The 19448-nt window shown below is 65.7% G+C and carries 19 protein-coding genes; 14 read left to right on the top strand and 5 right to left on the bottom strand.

Annotated features, from left to right (window positions below; genetic code table 11):
• Nucleotides 1-8 precede the first annotated feature (8 nt).
• A complete protein-coding gene (locus ABIA45_RS14565; RefSeq protein ID WP_275509084.1) occupies nucleotides 9-983 on the bottom strand; it encodes a DUF2336 domain-containing protein in 975 nt (324 codons plus the stop codon).
• Between the two features lie 253 nt (nucleotides 984-1236).
• On the opposite strand from ABIA45_RS14565, the gene ABIA45_RS14560 reads away from it, so the two are divergent.
• From ABIA45_RS14560 to ABIA45_RS14535, 6 genes are all read left to right on the top strand, one after another.
• A complete protein-coding gene (locus tag ABIA45_RS14560; RefSeq protein ID WP_036005903.1) occupies nucleotides 1237-1425 on the top strand; it encodes a hypothetical protein in 189 nt (62 codons plus the stop codon).
• A 16-nt stretch (nucleotides 1426-1441) separates the two neighbouring features.
• Complete coding sequence (locus ABIA45_RS14555) at nucleotides 1442-2203, top strand: hypothetical protein (protein WP_157282436.1); 762 nt, start codon at nucleotides 1442-1444, stop codon at nucleotides 2201-2203.
• A 214-nt stretch (nucleotides 2204-2417) separates the two neighbouring features.
• Nucleotides 2418-5819 carry a CHAT domain-containing protein gene (locus ABIA45_RS14550; RefSeq protein WP_404652533.1) on the top strand — a complete coding sequence of 1134 codons (3402 nt, stop codon included), beginning with the start codon at nucleotides 2418-2420 and terminating at the stop codon, nucleotides 5817-5819.
• 24 nt (nucleotides 5820-5843) lie between these two features.
• The gene (locus ABIA45_RS14545) at nucleotides 5844-6287 is read left to right on the top strand and encodes a hypothetical protein (RefSeq protein WP_036042948.1); all 444 of its coding nucleotides are present in this window, start codon (nucleotides 5844-5846) and stop codon (nucleotides 6285-6287) included.
• Nucleotides 6284-6505, top strand: a complete 222-nt coding sequence (locus ABIA45_RS14540; protein ID WP_275496507.1) for a hypothetical protein — start codon at nucleotides 6284-6286, stop codon at nucleotides 6503-6505. The genes ABIA45_RS14545 and ABIA45_RS14540 overlap by 4 nt, the downstream gene beginning before the upstream one ends.
• 2 nt (nucleotides 6506-6507) lie before the next feature.
• Complete coding sequence (locus tag ABIA45_RS14535) at nucleotides 6508-7272, top strand: hypothetical protein (protein WP_404652532.1); 765 nt, start codon at nucleotides 6508-6510, stop codon at nucleotides 7270-7272.
• Nucleotides 7273-7482: 210 nt separating this feature from the next.
• On the opposite strand, the gene arsC is transcribed toward ABIA45_RS14535, so the two are convergent.
• Genes arsC through ABIA45_RS14515 form a run of 4 tightly spaced genes read right to left on the bottom strand, consistent with a single transcriptional unit; the run spans nucleotide 7483 to nucleotide 9464 of the window.
• On the bottom strand, nucleotides 7483-7884 hold the full coding sequence (arsC, locus tag ABIA45_RS14530; protein ID WP_157282441.1) for an arsenate reductase (glutaredoxin): 402 nt from the start codon (nucleotides 7882-7884) through the stop codon (nucleotides 7483-7485).
• A complete protein-coding gene (locus tag ABIA45_RS14525) occupies nucleotides 7881-8582 on the bottom strand; it encodes an aquaporin (RefSeq protein ID WP_404542389.1) in 702 nt (233 codons plus the stop codon). Before ABIA45_RS14525 ends, arsC begins: the two co-directional genes overlap by 4 nt.
• Entirely contained in the window at nucleotides 8582-9109 is a 528-nt protein-coding gene (locus tag ABIA45_RS14520) for an arsenate reductase ArsC (protein WP_404652530.1), read from the bottom strand. The genes ABIA45_RS14525 and ABIA45_RS14520 overlap by 1 nt, the downstream gene beginning before the upstream one ends.
• Nucleotides 9102-9464, bottom strand: coding sequence for an ArsR/SmtB family transcription factor (locus ABIA45_RS14515; protein ID WP_404655677.1), 363 nt, complete (start codon nucleotides 9462-9464; stop codon nucleotides 9102-9104). Before ABIA45_RS14515 ends, ABIA45_RS14520 begins: the two co-directional genes overlap by 8 nt.
• Nucleotides 9465-9593: 129 nt before the next feature.
• Between ABIA45_RS14515 and ABIA45_RS14510 the strand changes: the two genes are divergently transcribed.
• The 8 genes from ABIA45_RS14510 (at nucleotide 9594) to ABIA45_RS14475 (ending at nucleotide 19434) form a co-directional block, all read left to right on the top strand.
• Nucleotides 9594-9911, top strand: a complete 318-nt coding sequence (locus ABIA45_RS14510; RefSeq protein ID WP_404652528.1) for an ArsR/SmtB family transcription factor — start codon at nucleotides 9594-9596, stop codon at nucleotides 9909-9911.
• A 48-nt stretch (nucleotides 9912-9959) separates the two neighbouring features.
• Entirely contained in the window at nucleotides 9960-11321 is a 1362-nt protein-coding gene (locus ABIA45_RS14505; protein WP_404652527.1) for an NAD(P)-binding domain-containing protein, read from the top strand.
• Nucleotides 11318-12493 carry an MFS transporter gene (locus ABIA45_RS14500; RefSeq protein ID WP_404652525.1) on the top strand — a complete coding sequence of 392 codons (1176 nt, stop codon included), beginning with the start codon at nucleotides 11318-11320 and terminating at the stop codon, nucleotides 12491-12493. The genes ABIA45_RS14505 and ABIA45_RS14500 overlap by 4 nt, the downstream gene beginning before the upstream one ends.
• A 60-nt stretch (nucleotides 12494-12553) precedes the next feature.
• Nucleotides 12554-13741 (top strand): MFS transporter, encoded by a 1188-nt coding sequence (locus ABIA45_RS14495; protein WP_275497288.1) that lies wholly within the window; start codon nucleotides 12554-12556, stop codon nucleotides 13739-13741.
• A gap of 152 nt (nucleotides 13742-13893) precedes the next feature.
• The gene (locus tag ABIA45_RS14490; RefSeq protein ID WP_271545220.1) at nucleotides 13894-14256 is read left to right on the top strand and encodes a hypothetical protein; all 363 of its coding nucleotides are present in this window, start codon (nucleotides 13894-13896) and stop codon (nucleotides 14254-14256) included.
• Nucleotides 14257-14351: 95 nt separating this feature from the next.
• A complete protein-coding gene (locus ABIA45_RS14485; protein WP_157282446.1) occupies nucleotides 14352-14744 on the top strand; it encodes a FixH family protein in 393 nt (130 codons plus the stop codon).
• An 80-nt stretch (nucleotides 14745-14824) separates the two neighbouring features.
• Entirely contained in the window at nucleotides 14825-16246 is a 1422-nt protein-coding gene (locus ABIA45_RS14480; protein WP_404652524.1) for an efflux RND transporter periplasmic adaptor subunit, read from the top strand.
• Nucleotides 16243-19434: an efflux RND transporter permease subunit gene (locus ABIA45_RS14475; protein ID WP_404652523.1), complete on the top strand. Its 3192-nt coding sequence runs from the start codon at nucleotides 16243-16245 to the stop codon at nucleotides 19432-19434. The genes ABIA45_RS14480 and ABIA45_RS14475 overlap by 4 nt, the downstream gene beginning before the upstream one ends.
• Nucleotides 19435-19448: the final 14 nt, after the last annotated feature.

Below are 19448 nucleotides of genomic sequence, written 5' to 3'. Positions count from 1 at the left end.
TAAGCAAATCAGCGATCCGACGAATTAGTCCCCGTCCGCACCGCCGGGCTCGAGCCGGGCTGCACGCCCGGCCGCGTCTGGCTCGCGCCGGCGCGTGCGCGCTGGCGCTCCCCGTCATGCAGCGAGGACTGATACTTCGCGCGGGTGACCGCGAGCGTCGAGCCGCGCCAGGCCGCCAGCATCACCAGCGCCGATCGCTCGGCGAGGCGGTCGTAGAGCCGCGACAGACGGTACACGGCGGTCACGGACGTGCCGATCTCCGGCTTGAAGAACAAGAGGATGCGCTGGAACACCGGGCTCGGCATGTCGAGCGCGCGCGCGGCGACGGCAAGCGCCTCGCCGCCGGCATCATCGACGATCTGGGCTGCAACGCGCGAGGGCAGGATCAGGCTGTCGCCGAGCTCGAAGGTGAAGCTTTCGATATCGCCCGCGATCGCCGCCATCTCCAGGATCTGGATCGCGCGCTTGGCGCGCACGGTCGGAATACGGGGGGCGGCTTTCAGCGGGGTCTGCGCCAGATTGTGCAGGATCAGCGCGCGCTCGGAGGCGCCGGCGCGGAAGAACATGTCGTGGATCTCGGCCGCCTCTTTCGGCTGCATCGCCAAGTTGGCGGCCATGCGTTGCTCGGCCTCGGTCGGCACGCGCGCCGAAGCAGACGCGCGCGGCGGGGCGGGGATCTCCCGGGCCAGTGGAACCCTGCGGCCTTCCTGGGTGGCGACCAGGCCTAGCTTCTGCAGGATCGGGACGGGCGTCTGCGGATAGACCGCGAGGCGGGCCTTGACGGCCGCGCGCGTCGCATCGTCGACCTGGTCGATCAGCCGCGTGGCGAGCTCGACGAATTGCCGCTGCTCGTCGTCGCTGTGGGTGCTCGTCTGGACATAGAGGTCGGTCAGCACGCGCAGCAGCGTCGGACGGACATCGACACCTTCGCGACGGGACAGGGTCATCAGCCCGTCGAATCCGGGAAACAGCGACTTGGTCATGGAGGCGTACGCAACTCGGGAAAGACTTGGTGGCGAGCCTAGCGCAGCTTCGTTTAAAGCCTCGTTAAGGAAAACGAGGCGTGAAGCCGGCCCTGCAATTTGAGGCGTTGTCGTGCCGCAACGGGACGGCGCGGCGCGGTCCGTGCGGCTACGGTTGAAGCGGCCCGTTTACACCCCGTTAACCATGAGCTGATCTTAATGAATGCATGTTGCAGGGGCGCGTTCGGTCGCGCGGCAATTGAAGAGAGCTGACATGGGGACCATCATCGAATTTCCGGCCGGTCGCCGGGTGGGCTCGTCGGGGGATGTCGCTCCGCGCGCGGACATGGGAACGGTTCTGATCCTTCCCGTGATTCGAATCGAGCGCGAGGCGGACGAAACCAGCGGCGATCGCGGGCCGGAGCAGGGCACAGCGCCGGGGCGCCGTCGTCGCCGCCGCTGACATCCGGCTTCATGCAATGCCGGACGTCATCCGCCAGATCCGGCCTGTCCTATCGGCCGTCCTGTTCACGCTGCTCGGCGCCTCGCTCGCAGCGTGTAGCGGCGGCGACTTCGGCCGTACCCGCGAGAGCATGCGCAGCGACGACATGCATCGCTGGCTCGGTGCGGAGGTTACCTCCAGCGTCGGCCTGAGGCCCTCGCAATTCCAGCTCACCGACGAAGAGCGCCAGCTTCGCGACCTCGCCTATCCCATGATCGAGCCGCCGCTGTCGCGCCCCGCATGGAAGAGCGTGTTCGGCGACTACAAGGCGCTGCCCTCGCCGTGGCGGCAGAAGGTCGTGTTCGACCGCACCATGTACGGGCGCACGCTGATCGACGAGCCGCACCGCTCGCATTCCTCGCGCTACGCGCAGCTGATCGAGGACGTGCGCAACGACATCACCCGCTTCGAGCCGTTCTTCGCATCCGCGATCCGCGTCATCGATCTCGACAGGAAGCGCGATGCCAGCATGGCGCGTGTCTCCGCGCTGTCGCCGAGGGAGAGGGACGACGCGGTCGCGCGCATGCAGGAGAACTCGCTGATCATCCAGTGGGTGCAGCAATGCCTTGAGCAGCGCATCTCGTCCTACCGCTGGGCGCTGGAGCGCCTGGTGATCCAGGCTCCCGACGGCATGGCCGCCGATGCCGACCGCCTGATCGGCGAGCTCGCCGCCCAAACCGCCAATCCGCCGGTCCAGGGGCAACCGCCCTATGGTCGCGCGGTGGTCTCGAAGGGCTAAGCACGCGTCCTCAGCCCTTTGAGCTCGGCCGCGCCCCGCGGCCGATCGGCCCGATTCCCCGGGTCGCCTGACCGGTTCCACGTGACCGTGCCGCCTGTAGCTGCCCGACCCGTCGAGGACTCCGGGAACCGCATTGATGGCCCTTGTCCTTCCGCGCAGGCCGGATAGGATCGCCTCGTTTCTTCGAATTCATTTTATCCAAAGGTCCTTCGAGATGAGCTTAAACGCCGCGCATCCGCGCAAGAGCCGTCTGGACATTTCCTCGCGCCACCTGTTGGCAGTTGCCATTCTGCTCGGATCGACCTGCTCCGCGACCGCGCTGACCAAGGAAGCAGCGCTCGAGAATTGCCGGATGAGCGTCGGCAAGCCGATCGTGCAGGCCTGCATGCGCGCCGGCGGCGCCAATCTCGAAGCTTGCCGCGCCAAGGCCTCGCCCCAGGTCAGGGCCTGCACAATGGCGGCGCTGAACGCCGCCAATGGCCGCGCCAATGTCGCCGTCGAGCTTCCCAAGGAAACGGCGCCCAAGCTTGAAGCCGGCACGGCACTGCCGAAGGATTTCGTCGCCCCGCCGCGCAGCATCTCCGACATCACGGCGATCCTCGACGGCGATAAGCCCAACGAGAAGATGATCGCGGAATTGAAGTCGGAGGCCGACTCCGTGCCCACGGGCAAGGAATCCCGCCAAGACCTCGCGCAGCTCTATTTCGATCGCGCCAATGCACGCGCGCAGCTCGGCCGGCTCGCCGAAGCGATGGCTGACGCCGACAAGGCCGTGGAGGTCGGGCGCGGCGCCGTCGGCCCGAATTTGCTGGGGCGCATGTTGCAGCTCCAGTCCCTGCAACACTCGCTCGCGGGCGATCCGAAGCGCGCGCTCGAGATCATGCAGAGACTTTTGCGCGAATCGGCCAGCATGCCGGGCGCCAAGGGATTTCAGTTCGTGACGAACCGCGGGATCGCGGTCGTTCTCATCCAGATGGGCGACCTCGCACAGGCCGAAGCCTATCTCCGCCGCAGCCAGACCGCGATCCAGGAGGCCCGCACCAGCGGCCATCCCAATTGGCGTGCGGCCTATGCGAAGTTCGGCCAGAGCTGGGAAGGCGAGCTGGAGCTCACTCGCGCCGCGATCTTCGAGGCGCGCGGACAGTTCGCAGACGCCGAGGCCGCCTATCGCACCGCCGAGCTGCGCAAGCGCGCAAGCACGAAGGCGATCATGGCGTCGGACAGTGCGCCGGCCGAGACCCTTCTGCTGCAGGCGATCGATGGCACCGTGTTGAGCCAGGCGCGCATGAAGGCGAAGCAGGGCAAGTTGGCCGAGGCCGAGGTGGACGCGCGCCGCGCGCTGCTGTCGCGCCTGAAGGATACCGGCAAGTACAATCCGGTTACGCCGCGCTTCGTCATGGGCATGGCGGGCATTTTGGTCGATCAGGGCCGCTACGAAGAGGCCGAGAAGCTCGGCCGTGTCGCCCTCGATATCAACAAGACCGTGGGTGTGCCCGAGGATTCGCAGGCGACGGTGCAATTGCTGTCGCAGCTCGCGGGCATCCTGACGCTTCGCCGCCAGAACGCCGAAGCGGGCGAAATGTTTGCGAGGATAGAAAAGGCCGTCGCCGGCTGGGACCCGCAGCGCCGCCAGGTGTTCGAGCTCAATCCCTCTCGCATCCTGTCCCTCTATGATTCCGGACAGCTGGACGCCGGCATTGCCGCCGCGGAGCAGCTCGTGAAGAGGCAGATCGCCCGGGTGGGGGAGAATCATTTCGACGCCGCCTCGGCACGCGGCACGCTGGCGGTCGGATTGATGCGCGCCCGCCGCGATGCCGACGCAATCCGCGAGTTTAGGGCCGCCATTCCGGTGATGATGGCGAGCGCCAACGATAACGCCGACGACGAGAACACGACGGTGGTGGCCGCGCGCAGCCAGCGGCTGCAGACCATCGTCGAGAGCTATCTGCTGCTGCTCGGCAGGGCCGAAGGAGGCAGCAGCAACGTCGGCGAAGAGACGTTCAGCCTGGCCGATGCCGTCCGCGGCCGCTCGGTGCAGCAGGCGCTGGCTGCCTCGAGTGCGCGTGCGGCGGCAAAGGATCCCGCGCTCGCCGAGCTCGTGCGCAAGGAGCAGGATCTGAGCAAGCAGGTCAACGCCCAGCTCGGTACGCTTAACAACGTGCTCGCGCTTCCCGCAGCGGAACGCGACGAGAAAGGCGTGCAGCAGATACAGGCCTCGATTGCAGCGTTGCGCGGCCAGCGCGACAAGGCGCGCCAGGAGATCAAGCAGAAATTCCCGATCTATGCCGATCTCGTCTCGCCCAGGCCGCCGAGCGTCGCCGAGATCCGCGCGACGCTGACCGACGGCGAGGCCATGCTGTCGTTCTATTTCGGCCAGAACGGCAGCTTCGTCTGGGCCGTGCCGAAGTCGGGGCCGGTGGCATTCGCCGCCGTCCAGGCCAGGATCGGCGACATCGAGAGCAAGATACGCAAGCTGCGTGAAGCGCTCGAGCCACAGGCTGCGATGATCTCGGACATTCCACCGTTCGATCTCAAGCTCGGCCATGAGTTGTACGAGCTGCTGCTCAAGCCGGTCGAGAGCGGCTGGAAGCCGGCCAAGAACCTGATCGTCGTCACCAACGGTGCGCTGGGCCTGCTGCCGCTCGCCTTGTTGCCGACGGCACCGGCGGAGGTGGCCGCCGACGAAGACCCGCTCTTCGTCGGTTATCGCAACGTGCCGTGGCTGGCGCGAACCCATGCCGTGTCCACGGTGCCGTCGGCGGCGGCGCTGCGCACGCTGCGGCAGTTGCCGCCCGGCAAGCCCGGCCGCGGCGACCTCGTCGCGTTCGGCGATCCCTATTTCAACAGCGATCAGCACGCCGAGGCGGAAGGCACGGGTGAGAGGATTCAGCTCGCCGATGCCGGCGGCAACATCACGCGCGGCGGGCCGCTGAAGCGGCGCAACAGTCCCAAGCTCGACGGCGTCGATAGCGCCGAACTCGGTCTGCTGCCTCGGCTTCCCGATACCGCCGATGAGTTGAAGTCGATCGCGCTGGCCTTGCAGGCGGATCCCTCGAAGGTGCTGTTTCTCGGCAAGAGCGCGACCGAGAGCGCGGTGAAGACCATGAATCTCTCCGGCTTCAGGATCCTGGCCTTTGCGACCCACGGTCTGGTCCCGGGCGAACTCAACGGACTGACGCAGCCGGCACTCGCTCTGTCGTCGCCGGTGGTGACGGGCGAGGGTGGCGACGGACTGCTGACGATGGAAGAGATTCTCGGTCTCAAGCTCGATGCGGACTGGGTCGTGCTGTCGGCCTGCAATACCGGCGCCGGCGCAGGCGCAGGGGCCGAGGCGGCCTCCGGGCTGGGCCGCGCGTTCTTCTACGCCGGCACGCGCGCCCTGCTGGTGACGAACTGGTCGGTGCACTCCCAGTCGGCGCGGCAATTGGTGACGGACCTGTTCAAGCGGCAAGCCGACGATCCCAAGCTGTCGCGCAGCGAAGCGCTGCGCCAGGCGACGATGGCTCTTGTCGATGGTCCCGGCTATCTCAACAGCGAGGGCAAGACAGAGTTTGCCTATGCGCATCCGCTGTTCTGGGCGCCTTACACGATTATCGGCGATGGCGGCTTGCGTTGACGAATGGGAAGGGGGGCAAGGAAAATGAAGCGGAATGCTCTACTGGCTCTGGTGGTTGCGGGTCTGTTGGCCGCGGGATCCTCGCGCGCCGCGCCATTGATCACGGAAGAGGAGGCCAAGCTGCCGCCTCCCAAGGGCGCGGTCGCCGTCGATCAGCGCGGCATCATGCGCGGCCCGAAAATCGAGTTCGTCTCGCCGGGCGCTCCCGCGAATTCTCCTCTGCGGCTGGTGCTGAAATTCCAGTCCTATGGCGGGGCCAAGATCGATCCGGAATCGGTCAAGGTGATCTTCCTCCGAACCCCGAACGTCGACCTGACGCCTCGGGTCAAGCCCTTCGTGCAGCCAGATGGCATCAACATGCAGGATGCGGAGTTGCCGCCGGGCGAGTACACGATGCGTGTCGACATCAAGGACAGCGATGGCCGGCCGGGCACGACCGTCTTCACCCTGAAGGTTGCGCCCAAGTGAGCTCGCAGGTGAACTCGCAAGTGACGTGCCCCTACTGTCGGTCCGAAGGTGCCGAGGGTGCGCTGGTCTGCGCCTCGTGCGGGCGCGACATCGCCGTTCCGGCCACGCTGCTTGCCGAGCGCGACGATCTCTTGCGCAAGCGGGAGGATCTGCGCGATGAACTGAAGCGGGCCAGAGGCGAGATCGAAGCCATTATGAGGCGAGGGAAGTCGCGCTAGCGATGGAATGTCCGTTCTGCGCCGAGACGATCAAGGACGAAGCCATCGCGTGCAAGCATTGTTCGCGCGACTTGCGTGTCGTGCGTCCGACGCTCCTCGAGATCGACGAGATCGTTGCCGAGCTGGACAAGCTCAGACGCGATCTCGACCGCGTCAACGTCCGTCTGGAGCGCTACAACAATCCGTTGCGCTATTACGGAACGCATGCGGTGCTTTATGTCGCGATCCCATCCCTGCTGCTGGTGATCGCGCATGTGCTCGTGACCATCACCTTCAACGTGTCCCCGATCCCGCTCCGGATTGCATCGATCGCCATACCGCTGCTGTTCGGCTTCGTGGCCTATCCGTTGCACCGGGTGTCCGCCCTGACGGCGTTCGTGCTGGCGTTTCTGGCAGCGGCCGTCAGCGTCCTGTCGATGCTGACGGTTACGGGGATCCATGACCATGTTCCGATCCTTCCGACGATCTGGATCGAATGGCGTGAAGTGTTCGAGTATGGCGCGAGCATCCTGCTCGCCTTCGTCTCGGGCAACATCCTCAGCGTCGTGATCTTCCAGATCGTGCCGCGCGTGCTGACGCAGGGCGGCAAGCCGAACGCTTTCGCATTCAGGGTGGCGCGGCTGCTCGGGCAGCATGTCGGCGAGGAACAGCTGCGCCGTCGTGCCCGCTTGATCCAGGACCTCATGCAGACCGCGGGGCCGCTCGCCGGCGTTGCCGCGACCGGCGTCGGCTCGATCTATGCGGGCTTGAAGGGCTTGCTGGGCTAGCTCGACTGCACGTCCTCAGGCGCGCAGGGCTATCGCATATGAGATGTCGGCTATGGGCGCCGACTCTCTCCACGGCGTCATGGCCGGGCTTGTCCGGCCATCCACGCCTCTCCACGCGGCGCAAAGAACGTGGATGCCCGGGACAAGCCCGGGCATGACGGCTCTGCAAAATCCAAATGCGATAGCCCTGCTCACGCCGCGCCTGCAGGCCTAGCGCGCTTCCACCACTTCACCGTCTTCCTTCACGAAGCGGCCGACCGGATTGTCCAGGAGATCAACCACGGCTTCCGACGGCCGGCACAAGCGCGTGCCCTTTGGCGTCACCACGATCGGCCGGTTGATGAGGATAGGGTGGGCGATCATGACCTCGAGGAGCTGCTCATCGCTCCATTTGGGATCGTCCAGGCCGAGCTCCTTGTAAGGTGTTCCCTTCTCGCGCAGCAGCGCGCGAACCGGAATGCCCATGCTCGCGATCAGTTCCTTGAGCTTGTCCCGCGAGGGCGGAGTCTTCAGATATTCGATGACATCAGGCTCGACGCCGCTCTGCCGGATCATCGCCAGCGTGTTGCGCGAGGTGCCGCAGGCCGGATTGTGATAGATCGTGACGGTCATCGAGCTGTCTCCGTGATTGCGACCGAGGCGGACGCGCGTGAGCGGCCGAGCAACCAGTTCATCAGCAGCATGCCGGCGAAGGCGCCGCAGAGTTCCGCGAGGATGAATCCGGGCAGGTCAAGGGGGCGGATGCCGGCGAACGTGTTCGTCAGCGACCTTGCGATGGCCACCGCAGGGTTGGCAAACGACGTGGAAGCCGTGAACCAATAGGCGGCCGTGATGTAAAGGCCCACCAGCCAGGGGATGGCCGTCCGCTGAAACCGGATGCCGGCCAGGATCGTCGCGACCAGCCCGAACGCAGCGATCGCTTCGGCGAACCATTGCGGCCCTCCGGTTCGGACCTTCGTCGAGAGGTCGAGCAGCGGCAGGCCGAACATCAGATGCGCCGCCAGCGTTCCCGCGATGCCGCCGGCGATCTGCGCGACTATGTACAACGCAGCCTCGTATCCCGGCAGCTCGCGCTGGCCTGTGAAGACGAGCGTCACTGCGGGATTGAAATGTGCGCCGGAGATCGGACCGAGCACCGTGATGAGAACGACCAGGATGGCGCCGGTCGGCAAGGTGTTGCAGAGCAGCGCAAGTGCGACGTCCTTGGTCAGCGTTTCCGCCATGATGCCGGAGCCGACCACGGTGGCGACGAGAATGCCCGTGCCGAGCGCTTCGGCCGCAAGGCGCCGCGGGAGATCGAAATTGTCCATCAGCCGGCCTTCGGCGCCAAATCGGTTGCACCTTCGGAGCGGCCGATTTCGCGCAGCTTGGTGCCGAGCGAAAGCTTGTCGATGCTCCTCAGCGGGAGGTTCACGAATGTAGCGATGCGGTTTCTCAGATAACGAAACGCGGTGACGAATGCCGCCTGTTTCTCCAGTTCTGACCCCTCTGTCGCGGCAGGATCCTCGATGCCCCAATGTGCCGTCATCGGCTGGCCCGGCCAGATCGGACAGGACTCGCCCGCCGCGTTGTCGCAGACCGTGAAGACGAAATTTATCACCGGTGCATCCGCAGCGGCAAATTCCAGCCAGCTTTTCGAGCGCATTCCGTCCGTGGGATAGCCCATCTGTTCCAGCGTGCGCAACGCCAGCGGATGGACTGCGCCTTTCGGGGCGCTGCCGGCGGAGAAGGACTGAAAACGGCCGCCGCCGTCCTTGCGCAGGATCGACTCAGCCAGGATCGATCGCGCCGAGTTGCCGGTGCATAGGAACAAGACGTTAAACCTGTGATCAGACACGGCTTCGCTCCTTTCGTTTTGGCGAGCAGCACGATCGCAAGGTCTCGACGACGGGGTCGCAAACTTCCGGCCGTCCGCCGCAGCAATCGCGCAGCAGGAAGACCGCGACGTCGCGAAATTCGTCGAGATTGGCGCGGTAGACGATCGAGCGGCTGTGCCGCTCGGAAGTCACGAGGCCGGCGCGGCTCAATATCGACAGATGCGCCGACAGCGTGTTTTGCGGGACTTCCAACAGGCGGGCGAGGTCGCCGGCCGCAAGACCCTCAGGCTCGTGCCTGACCAGCATCCGGAACGCCTCCAGACGGGTCGGTTGAGACAGCGCGGCGAGCGCCAGGACAGCTTTCTCTGTTTCCATATATCCAGATTTATGGAATTGGAGGGGCCAAGTCAATCTGGAAACCTCCGGCCACGGAGTGAGTGGTAATTTCCAATATTCTAGAAATATGGTTTGACGTTTGATGCGCACGGGCGCATCGTGTTGCGCATGAAGATCGACGACGCAGCAGCACGCCTGGAGGCCCTTGGGAATCGGACCCGGCTGCAGATTTATCGCGCGCTGGTCCGGGCCGGGCACGCGGGCATGCCGGTCGGCCGCTTGCAAGACAAGCTGAAGATTCCGGCGTCGACGTTGTCGCACCACATCAAGACACTGGTCTCGGTCGGCTTGGTCAGTCAGATCAGGGAATCGACGACCTTGATCTGCCGCGCCAATTTTGACGCCATGCGCGGGCTGGTCGATTTCCTGGCCGCGGAGTGCTGTGCGGAAGATGCGGGTTGCAAGGAGGCGCAGACCGCAGCCTGACTGATTTGGCCAGTTATTCCATAATTCTAGAAGGATGGAGAGTTCGGAATGGACAAGACGGTTGCCATCATCGGGGCGGGGCCGGTTGGCCTCGCGGCCGCCGCTCATGTGTGCGAACGCGGCATGTCCCCGGTCGTGCTCGAAGCCGGACCCGAGGCCGGGCATGCGGTGCGGCAATGGCAGCACGTCCAGCTCTTCTCGCCCTGGGAATACAACGTCGACAAGGCCGCATCGCGCCTGCTTGCGTCGACGGGATGGAATTCGCCGGACCCGAGCTCCTATCCGACCGGCGGCGAACTGATCGAGCGCTATCTCGCGCCGCTGGCAACGCGAACGCCGCTGCGCGAGACGATCCGCACCTCGAGCCGCGTCACGGCGATCAGCCGCCTCGGCTTCGACAAGGCGAAGACGAAGGGGCGGGGCCAAGCGCCGTTCGAAATCCGCTACCGGAACGGCAAAGGCGACGAAGTGCTGCGCGCCGATGCCGTCATCGACGTCTCCGGCACGTGGTTCTCGCCCAATCCCGCCGGCAGCAACGGTCTGCCGGCGTTCGGCGAACGCGAATGCGCCGGCCGCATCGCCTATGGAATGCCGGCCGTGCGCGGCTTCGCTCGCGAAAGATATGCGGGCAAAACGGTGGCCGTGCTCGGTGCCGGCCATTCCGCGCTGGGCACGCTGATTGATCTCGCACAGCTCGCCGAGGAGGCGCCCGGCACCAGGCCCGTTTGGCTGTTGCGCGGCGACGATCCGGCGACGGCCTTCGGCGGCGGCCGCAACGACAAGCTTGCCGCGCGCGGCGAGTTGGGGTCAGCCTTTGCCGCGCTCGTGACCGCCGGAAAGATCGCCGTCGAGACCGGCTTCGCTGTCACCCACATTTCGGAGCTCGAAGGCCGCCTCAGGATTTCGGCAGGCGCCGGCTCTGCTGCGCCGAGTGTGGTTGCCGATGAGCTGGTGGTGTCGACCGGCTTCCGACCCGATCTCTCGTTCCTGTCCGAGCTGCGGCTGCGGCTCGATCCGGCGATCGAGGCGCCCCTCGCGCTCGCGCCGCTCATCGACCCGAACGAGCATAGCTGCGGAACGGTGCGGCCTCACGGCGCGCGCGAGCTGGCGCATGATGAGCCCGGCTTTTATCTCGCCGGCATGAAATCCTACGGCCGTGCGCCGACCTTCCTGATGATGACCGGATACGAGCAGGTTCGCTCGATCGCCGCCGACATCGCCGGCGACAAGGAGGCCGCAGCACGGGTCGAGCTCGTGCTGCCTGAGACCGGCGTCTGCACACGCTCCAGCGTCGAGTCCGCCGCTGCGGCGGGATGCTGTGGCGGCCCGGCCAAGGCCGAACCTTCGGCCTGCTGTGCCGCCGATGAATCCGCGAAGAAGGCAGGCAGCGCGGGGTGCGGTTGCTCATGAGCCGAGGCACTGCGGGCCCGCTCACCGTCGTCATCGCGCTCGGCACCGCGCAGACCATCGCGTGGGCGTCGAGCTACTATCTTCCTGCGATCCTCGCCGCGCCGATCGCAAGCGATCTCGGTCTTGCGCCCACTTACGTATTCGGCGCGTTGTCGGGAGCGCTCGTCATCTCCGGCCTGCTTGGTCCGAGAGTGGGGCATGCCATCGATACGTTCGGTGGGCGCAGCATGCTTGCCGTCTCGAACCTCGTTTTTGCGGCGGGCTTGCTGCTGCTGTCCGCGGCCTATGGCGTAGCGGTGCTGATCGCAGCCTGGATCCTGCTCGGCATCGGCATGGGCATGGGCCTCTATGAAGCCGCGTTCGCGACGCTGGCGCGCATTTACGGCGCCAATGCGCGACGAACGATCACCGGCATCACCCTGATCGCCGGCTTCGCCAGCACACTCGGCTGGCCGCTCACGACGTGGCTCGCCACGGAGTACGGCTGGCGCGCGGCCTGCCAGCTATGGGCGGTGATCCACATCGGCCTTGCCTTGCCGCTCAACCTTGCGCTGCCCCGTGCCGCTCCCTTGCATCAGGAGGCCGGACCGAGCACGGGCGCGAGCCAGCAATCCGGCCGCCAGAGCGAAACTTTCGCAATGATACTGCTGGCGTACATGTTTGCGGCCGCGAGTTTTGTCAGCTCCGGAGTCTCGGCCATCCTGCCCACCATGCTGGTTGCGTTCGGCGCCACGCCAGCACAGGCCTTGCTGGCAGGAGCATTGGTCGGACCCGCGCAAGTCGGTGCCCGCCTTCTGGAAGCCGGATGGCTTGGCCGGTTTCATCCGCTGCTGTCGGCGAGGCTCGCCATGCTCATGAATCCGATCGGCGTGTTGGCGCTGGTCGCGGGCGGCCCCTTGCTCGCACCGGTCTTCACGGTGCTGTATGGCGCCGGTAACGGCATCATCACCATTGCCCGCGGTACGCTGCCATTGGCGCTGTTTGGGCCGGTCGGGTTCGGCAGGCGTGTCGGGATGATTTCGCTGCCTTCCAGGGCAACGGGCGCTTTCGCGCCCCTTGCGCTGGGACTGATGGTGGAGCATCTCGGCAGCAGCGCGCTCTGGATCGGCGCGCTGGCCTCGGTCTCTGCGTTCCTCGCGCTTCTGCTGCTTCGTGGGGGTCAGACGGAATGAGTCCCTGTCCGATGGGAGGAGAACATTCGTAGCTTGCGCGGCTGGCCGCTGATTGCGGTGATGTGTATCGGCCAGCTCGGCAATCTGCTGCCGCACGTGACGTTATCCGCTAATCTGGCCCAGCATCTGATGCCGGCATGGGGATTGTCGGCCGCCGAGGGCGGGATGATGGCGAGCGGCTACGCGTTTGGCTACATGCTGGCGGTGCCCGTGCTGACGACGCTGACCGATCGCATCGACGCACGGCTCGTGCTCCTCGGCGGCTCTGTCGTCAGCGGACTTGCGACCGTCGCCTTTGGCATCTTCGCGCAAGGCTTCTGGTCGGGGACCATCATCTGGTCGCTCGCCGGCCTTGGCTTTGCCGGTGCCTACATGCCCGGGCTCAAGGCACTGACGGACCGGCTGCCCGCCGGCGACACCTCGCGGGCGGTCACGCTCTACACGTCGAGCTTCTCGGTGGGCGTCGGCCTGTCGTTCCTGATCGCCCAAGTCCTCGCCGACGGCTGGGGATGGCGGACCGCGTTCTACGTGACCGGCATCGGTCCCATCGCGATGGTGGTCGCGTGTCTCTTGATCGATAGCCGCAGTCCCGCTCCAAGAGCGGGGCGCCTTTTGAACTTTGCGCCCGTCTTCGCCAACCGCGAGGCGCTCGGTTACATCTTCGGCTACGGCGCGCACTGCTTCGAGCTCTACGGCATTCGCACCTGGCTGGTCGGCTTCTGGACCTACGTCGTCGCGCATCAGGGCGCGCCCTCATGGCTAAGCCCGGTCCTGATGAGCTTCTGCTTTGCAGTGATCTCCATGCCGGCCAGCATCCTCGGCAACGAGGCCGCACTGAAATTCGGGCGACATCGGGCGATCACTGTGGTGATGATCGCCTCGGCTTGCGTTGCCCTCGTCATCGGCCTGAATGCGACGGCTCCGGCATGGCTGCTGGCGCTGCTGCTGATGATGTATGGCCTGACGGTACCGGCGGATTCCGGTGCATTGACAGCCGGGACGTCGGCCGCGGCTGTCTCGGAGCATCGCGGGGCGACTCTCGCCCTGCATTCGACCGTCGGGTTCGGCTTATCGGCAATCGGAGCCTGGGGAACCGGGGTTGCCCTTGATGCCGCTGGTGGTCCCCAGCGTGCAGAGGGCTGGCTGCTGGCCTTCATCGTGCTCGCGGCCGGGATCGCACTCGGCCCGCTCGCCTTGCTATGGTCGCGGACGGCTCGGTCCGACGAGCTGGTATCGAGGTCGCAATAGGCGAGGCAGGATGCGGGCGATCGGCCTGACGGGCCTCGGAGCCTTGGTCACGAATGCTTGACCTTGATCAAAGAATGCTTTCGGCCGCAGACTATGGTACTCAGGCCAGCGTTGCGGCTCCAAAGGTATCCAAAAGGTTAAAAGCACGTTTCATGCGGATCGTTCGGACCATCCTGGCACTCGCCATCGCCATATCCCTGGCGATGCTGCCGGCTGGCGCGTCCGCATCCGGCTTCGCGATGTCGTCGGGTGACATGCAGGCGGCCATGCAGGCCGGCGGCGACGGCGACATGTCGATGGACGATTGTTGTCCCGACATGAAGGGTACGGGTTCCGACACCGGCTACAAGTGCGGGATGGGCTTCTGCTGTGTCGGCGGCACCGTCGCACTGGCGGACATTCGTCCGCTGGCTTTCGAATTCCTTGCCGTCGCGGCAGCGGAAACGGCCATTCCTGCCGATCAGGTCGTCGACTCTCGCGGCGGCAGTCCTCCCTTCCGGCCTCCTCGAATCTGATCTCTCCAAAGACGCGCGCGGGCACGCCCCGCGCGGCGATGACTGATGTGCGCGTTCCTGCGTCGCGGTCGAGATCAATTCATGAGGACAGGACAATGCTTTCCAAGTTCAGCACTGCGGCTGTTGCCGCCACCCTTTCGCTCGCCGCTTCAGTCGCTCTGGCGGGTGCCGGCGATTACGCCTTCGAGCCGGTCAATGCCGAGATGAAGAAGGGCGACGACGTCACGCTCGCCGTTCGCTTGACCAACAAGCAGACCGGCAAGCCGGTGCTTGATGCCGTCATCTTCAAGACGCGCGTCGACATGGCTCCGGACGGCATGGCCGAGATGGAATCGGCGGTCGCGCCGCTGCCCTCCAAGGAGCCGGGCGTCTACGCCTTTAAGACGGACCTGCCGATGGCCGGCCGCTATCAGGTCACGCTCTCGGCGAAGGTGCAAGGCGAGCCTGAGACGGTCACCGGCAAGGTCATCGTCAAGGCGACCAAGTGAGCTTTCGGGCGCCGTTGGACGGCGCCCGAACTTCTCTTTCCCATTCAGATGGACGCGCGCTCCGAGCGCGCGAAACAACCATGAAGACGTTGCGTCTGTTGACGACTCTCGCTCTCGGCAGTGGCCTCGCCCTTGGCGCGTACTGGTTCTCGAACGAGGGGCGCTGGTCGGTCCATGCCGAGGTGACCCCGGCTGCGGCGCCAGCGGACCGGACTCCGCTCTACTATCGCGATCCGAGCGGCGCGCCGCTTTGGTCCGCCGGGCCAAAGAAGGACGACCGCGGGCGGGACTATCTGCCGGTCTACGATGACGACAAGGCCGCCCAGGCAGAGCCGAAGCCACCGCAGGCGGCTTCATCGCGAAAAATCCTCTACTACCGCAATCCCATGGGCCTGCCCGACACCTCGCCGGTGCCGAAGAAGGACCCGATGGGGATGAACTATATCCCCGTCTACGAAGGCGACGACGCCGATGACGGCACGGTGAAACTGTCGCCCGGCAAGATCCAGCGCAGCGGCGTGAAGTCCGAGCCGGTGGCGCGGCGACCGGTCCAGGTCCTGGTCAAGGCGCCCGGTACGATCCAATTGGACGAGCGCCGCGTCTCGGTGATCGCGATGCGCGCCGAGAGCTTCGTGCAGAAGATCGCGGACGTCACCACCGGCTCCCGCGTGAAGGCGGGCCAGCCGCTGATGGAGATCTACAGCTCGGCGGTCGCCTCCGCGGCGGCCGACTATCTCGCGACCATCACCTCCAAGACGGTCGGCGGGGTCGAGATCTACGGCCGCGGCTCGCGGCAACGGCTGATCAATCTCGACGTCCCCGAGCGGGTGATCGCCGAGATGGAGAAAACGCGCCTCGCGCCCGTCACCATCCACTGGTCGGCGCCGCGCGACGGGATCGTGCTCGAGCGCAATGCGATCGAAGGCATGCGCGCCAATCCCGGCGACGTGCTGTTCCGCATCGCCGACACCTCGCTGGTCTGGGCTCTGGTCGACGTCGCCGAGCGCGATCTCGGCAACATCGCGGTCGGGCAGGCCGTTACGGTGCGCGCGCGCAGCTTTCCCGACCGAAGCTTCACCGGCAAGATCGCGGTGATCTATCCGCAGGTGAACCGCGAAACCCGGACGGTTCGCGTCCGCATCGAGCTTGCCAATCTAGATGCGATGCTGCTGCCGGACATGTATGTCGATGCCGACGTCGATACGGGAGATGGCGCGCCCGTCCTTGCGATCCAGGACAGCGCGGTGCTCGACACCGGCACGCGGCAGGCCGTCCTCGTCGATAAGGGGGACGGGCGCTTCGAGCCGCGGGAGGTGAAGCTCGGCCGGCGCGGTGGTGGCTTTATCGAGGTGCGGGACGGCCTTGCCGAAGGCGAAGCGGTGGTCACATCCGCCAACTTCCTGATCGATGCCGAAAGCAATTTGAAGGCCGCGCTGAAAGGCTTTGCCGAGGCTGCGCCTCAGGCCGCCGACGCCGGCCATGCGACGGGAGAGCACAAATGATCGCCCGCATTATCGCCTGGTCGGCACGCAACCTGCTGCTGGTGCTGTTCGGCACCGGCTTTGCGGCGGCCGCCGGTGTCTACGCGCTGCTTCATCTGCCGCTGGATGCGATCCCCGACCTCTCGGACACCCAGGTCATCGTCTACACCGAATATCCCGGCCAGGCGCCGCAGGTGATCGAGGACCAGGTCACCTATCCCTTGACGACGGCGATGCTGACCGTGCCGAAATCGAAGGTGGTGCGCGGCTTCTCCTTCTTCGGCGTGTCGTTCGTCTACGTGATCTTCGAGGACGGCACCGACATCTATTGGGCGCGCTCGCGCGTGATGGAGTTCCTGAACGGCGCAACGTCGCGGCTTCCCGTCGGCGTCACCCCGACCATCGGGCCCGATGCGACCGGCGTCGGCTGGGTCTATCAATACGCCGTGATGTCGAAAGAATTGAACCTCGCCGACACGCGCACGATCCAGGACTGGAATCTGAAATTCGCTCTGGCCAAGGCCGAAGGCGTCGCCGAGGTCGCCAGCATCGGCGGCTTCGTCAAGCAGTACAACGTGGTGCTCGACCCGCAGCGCATGCGCGATCGCGGCATCAGCATGCAGAAGATCCGGGAGGCGATCCGTGCCAGCAATGCCGACGTCGGCGGCCGCACGGTCGAGCTGTCGGAGTTCGAATACGTCATCCGCGGCAAGGGCTACATCAAGAGCATCAACGATCTCGGCAAAATCGTCCTGAAGACCAGCAACGGCACGCCGGTGCTGCTGCGGGACGTCGCCAATGTCGAGCTTGGGCCCGACGAGCGGCGCGGCATTGCGGAGCTGAACGGCGAGGGCGAGGTCGCGAGCGGCATCGTGCTGCAGCGCTTCGGCGTCAACGCGCTCGACGTCATCGAAAACGTCAGGAAGCGCTTCAAGGAGATCGCGAGCAGCTTGCCGAAGTCGGTCGAGATCGTTCCGGTCTACGACCGCTCCGGCCTGATTTATTCGGCGATCGACACGCTCAAGCACACGCTGTTCGAGGAGAGCATCGTCGTCGCGCTCGTCTGCATCGTGTTCCTGCTCCATGTCCGCAGCGCGCTGGTCGCGATCCTGATGCTGCCGGTCGGCGTGCTGATGGCGTTCGGTGCCATGAAGCTGCTGGGCCTGGGATCCAACATCATGAGCCTCGGCGGCATCGCGATCGCGATCGGCGCCATGGTGGATGCGGCGATCGTCATGATCGAGAACGCGCACAAGCACCTCGAGCGCGCCGAGCCCGGTCAGTCGCGCGTTCAGATCCTGATCGACGCGGCATCCGAGGTCGGTCCGGCGCTGTTCTTCAGCCTGCTCATCATCACCGTCTCGTTCATGCCGATCTTCACGCTGGAATCGCAGGAGGGGCGGCTGTTCAGCCCACTGGCGTTCACGAAGACCTTCGCGATGGCAGCCGCGGCCCTGTTGTCCGTCACGCTGGTGCCGGCGCTGATGGTGATCTTCGTCCGCGGCAGGATCGTGCCGGAGAGGAAAAACGTCATCAACCGCTTCCTGATCTGGATCTACCGCCCGGTCATCAAGGGTGTGCTGCGCGCCAAGACGCCGGTGATCCTGGCTTCGCTGGTCGTGCTCGCCGTTACGATCTGGCCGGCACGGCAGCTCGGCACCGAGTTCATGCCGACGCTGAACGAGGGCACGCTGCTGTACATGCCGACGACGCTGCCCGGCATCTCCGTGACCAAGGCGGCCGAGCTGATGCAGACGCAGGACCGCATCATCAAGTCGTTCCCGGAGGTCGAATCGGTCTACGGCAAGGCGGGGCGGGCGGCGACCGCGACCGATCCGGCGCCGACCGAGATGTTCGAGACCTTGGTCAGCCTGAAGCCGAAGGAGCTTTGGCGTCCCGGCGTCACGGTCGACAGCCTGATCGCGGAGATGGACAAGGCGCTGCAGTTTCCGGGCGTCTCCAACGCCTGGACCATGCCGATCAAGGCGCGCATCGACATGCTGTCCACCGGCATCCGCACCCCCGTCGGCGTCAAGGTGATGGGCACCGACCTCGTCGAGATCGACCGGCTGGCGAAGCAGGTCGAACGGGTGATCAAGACGGTGCCGGGCACCTCATCGGCCTATGCCGAGCGCGGCATCGGCGGCTACTATCTCGAGATCGTCCCGGATCGCGAGGCGCTCGCCCGCTATGGCATCCTGATCCAGGATGTTCAGGACACCATCGCGGCGGCGCTCGGCGGCCAGACCGTCACGACGACGGTGGAGGGGCGGCAGCGGTTCACGGTGAACATGCGCTATCCGCGCGACCTGCGCGACAATCCCAAGGCGATCGCCAGCGATATCCTGGTGCCGATGCCCGCAGGCGGCGCGGTGCCGCTCGGCGAGGTCGCGAAGGTCGAGCCGGCGCGGGGGCCGACCTCGATCCGGACCGAGAACGGCCAGCTCGCGACCTACGTCTACGTCGACATCCGCGATCGCGACATCGGCAGCTACGTCGCCGATGCGCAACGCGCCGTGACTGACAGCATCCAGTTCCCGCCAGGATATTACGTGGTCTGGAGCGGTCAGTACGAATATCTCCAGCGTGCCGCGGCGCGCCTGAAGATCGTGGTGCCGGTGACGCTGACGATCATCTTCCTGCTGCTGTACCTGAATTTCAGGGCCATGACCGAAACCCTCATCGTCATGCTGTCGCTGCCCTTCGCGCTGGTCGGCGGCATCTGGATGATGTGGTGGCTCGGCTTCAACATGTCGGTCGCCGTCGCCGTCGGCTTCATCGCGCTCGCGGGCGTCGCCGCCGAGACCGGCGTCGTGATGCTGATCTATCTCGAGCATGCCCTGGCCGAGATGAAGGCGACCTGCAGCGCCCAGGGCAGGAGCTTCACCCGGCAGGATCTCCACGATGCCATCATGGTGGGTGCGGTCGAGCGCGTCCGTCCCAAGATGATGACGGTCGTCGCTATCATGGCGGGCCTGCTCCCGATCATGTGGAGCACCGGAACCGGGTCGGAGATCATGCAACGAATCGCGGTGCCGATGATCGGCGGCATGATATCGTCGACGCTGCTGACGCTGATCGTGATCCCGGCGATCTTCGGATTGGTGAAGGGCTTCCGCCTGCCGCCCAAGCGCGAGGACAGAGGACAACCGGCTGAGATGCCCAAGCCGATCGGCGCCAGATTGCGCGTCGTGGAGCCGGCCGGATGAGGCGAGCCGTGACG

This window comes from Bradyrhizobium sp. USDA 336, from assembly GCF_044908355.1.
In the GTDB taxonomy this organism is placed as follows: Bacteria; Pseudomonadota; Alphaproteobacteria; order Rhizobiales; family Xanthobacteraceae; genus Bradyrhizobium; species Bradyrhizobium yuanmingense.
The sequence above is the reverse complement of the archived record's forward strand: the minus strand, read 5'-3'. Positions and strand labels throughout refer to the sequence as shown.

Coding starts and splice junctions, on each gene's coding strand:
- ABIA45_RS14480 (WP_404652524.1), top strand. CDS start 14,825: ATGAAGACGTTGCGTCTGTTGACGACTCTCGCTCTCGGCAGTGGCCTC.
- ABIA45_RS14485 (WP_157282446.1), top strand. CDS start 14,352: ATGCTTTCCAAGTTCAGCACTGCGGCTGTTGCCGCCACCCTTTCGCTC.
- ABIA45_RS14495 (WP_275497288.1), top strand. CDS start 12,554: ATGTGTATCGGCCAGCTCGGCAATCTGCTGCCGCACGTGACGTTATCC.
- ABIA45_RS14550 (WP_404652533.1), top strand. CDS start 2,418: ATGAGCTTAAACGCCGCGCATCCGCGCAAGAGCCGTCTGGACATTTCC.
- ABIA45_RS14515 (WP_404655677.1), bottom strand. CDS start 9,464: ATGGAAACAGAGAAAGCTGTCCTGGCGCTCGCCGCGCTGTCTCAACCG.
- ABIA45_RS14555 (WP_157282436.1), top strand. CDS start 1,442: ATGCCGGACGTCATCCGCCAGATCCGGCCTGTCCTATCGGCCGTCCTG.
- arsC (WP_157282441.1), bottom strand. CDS start 7,884: ATGACCGTCACGATCTATCACAATCCGGCCTGCGGCACCTCGCGCAAC.
- ABIA45_RS14560 (WP_036005903.1), top strand. CDS start 1,237: ATGGGGACCATCATCGAATTTCCGGCCGGTCGCCGGGTGGGCTCGTCG.
- ABIA45_RS14510 (WP_404652528.1), top strand. CDS start 9,594: ATGAAGATCGACGACGCAGCAGCACGCCTGGAGGCCCTTGGGAATCGG.
- ABIA45_RS14525 (WP_404542389.1), bottom strand. CDS start 8,582: ATGGACAATTTCGATCTCCCGCGGCGCCTTGCGGCCGAAGCGCTCGGC.
- ABIA45_RS14565 (WP_275509084.1), bottom strand. CDS start 983: ATGACCAAGTCGCTGTTTCCCGGATTCGACGGGCTGATGACCCTGTCC.
- ABIA45_RS14500 (WP_404652525.1), top strand. CDS start 11,318: ATGAGCCGAGGCACTGCGGGCCCGCTCACCGTCGTCATCGCGCTCGGC.
- ABIA45_RS14475 (WP_404652523.1), top strand. CDS start 16,243: ATGATCGCCCGCATTATCGCCTGGTCGGCACGCAACCTGCTGCTGGTG.
- ABIA45_RS14490 (WP_271545220.1), top strand. CDS start 13,894: ATGCGGATCGTTCGGACCATCCTGGCACTCGCCATCGCCATATCCCTG.
- ABIA45_RS14505 (WP_404652527.1), top strand. CDS start 9,960: ATGGACAAGACGGTTGCCATCATCGGGGCGGGGCCGGTTGGCCTCGCG.
- ABIA45_RS14535 (WP_404652532.1), top strand. CDS start 6,508: ATGGAATGTCCGTTCTGCGCCGAGACGATCAAGGACGAAGCCATCGCG.
- ABIA45_RS14545 (WP_036042948.1), top strand. CDS start 5,844: ATGAAGCGGAATGCTCTACTGGCTCTGGTGGTTGCGGGTCTGTTGGCC.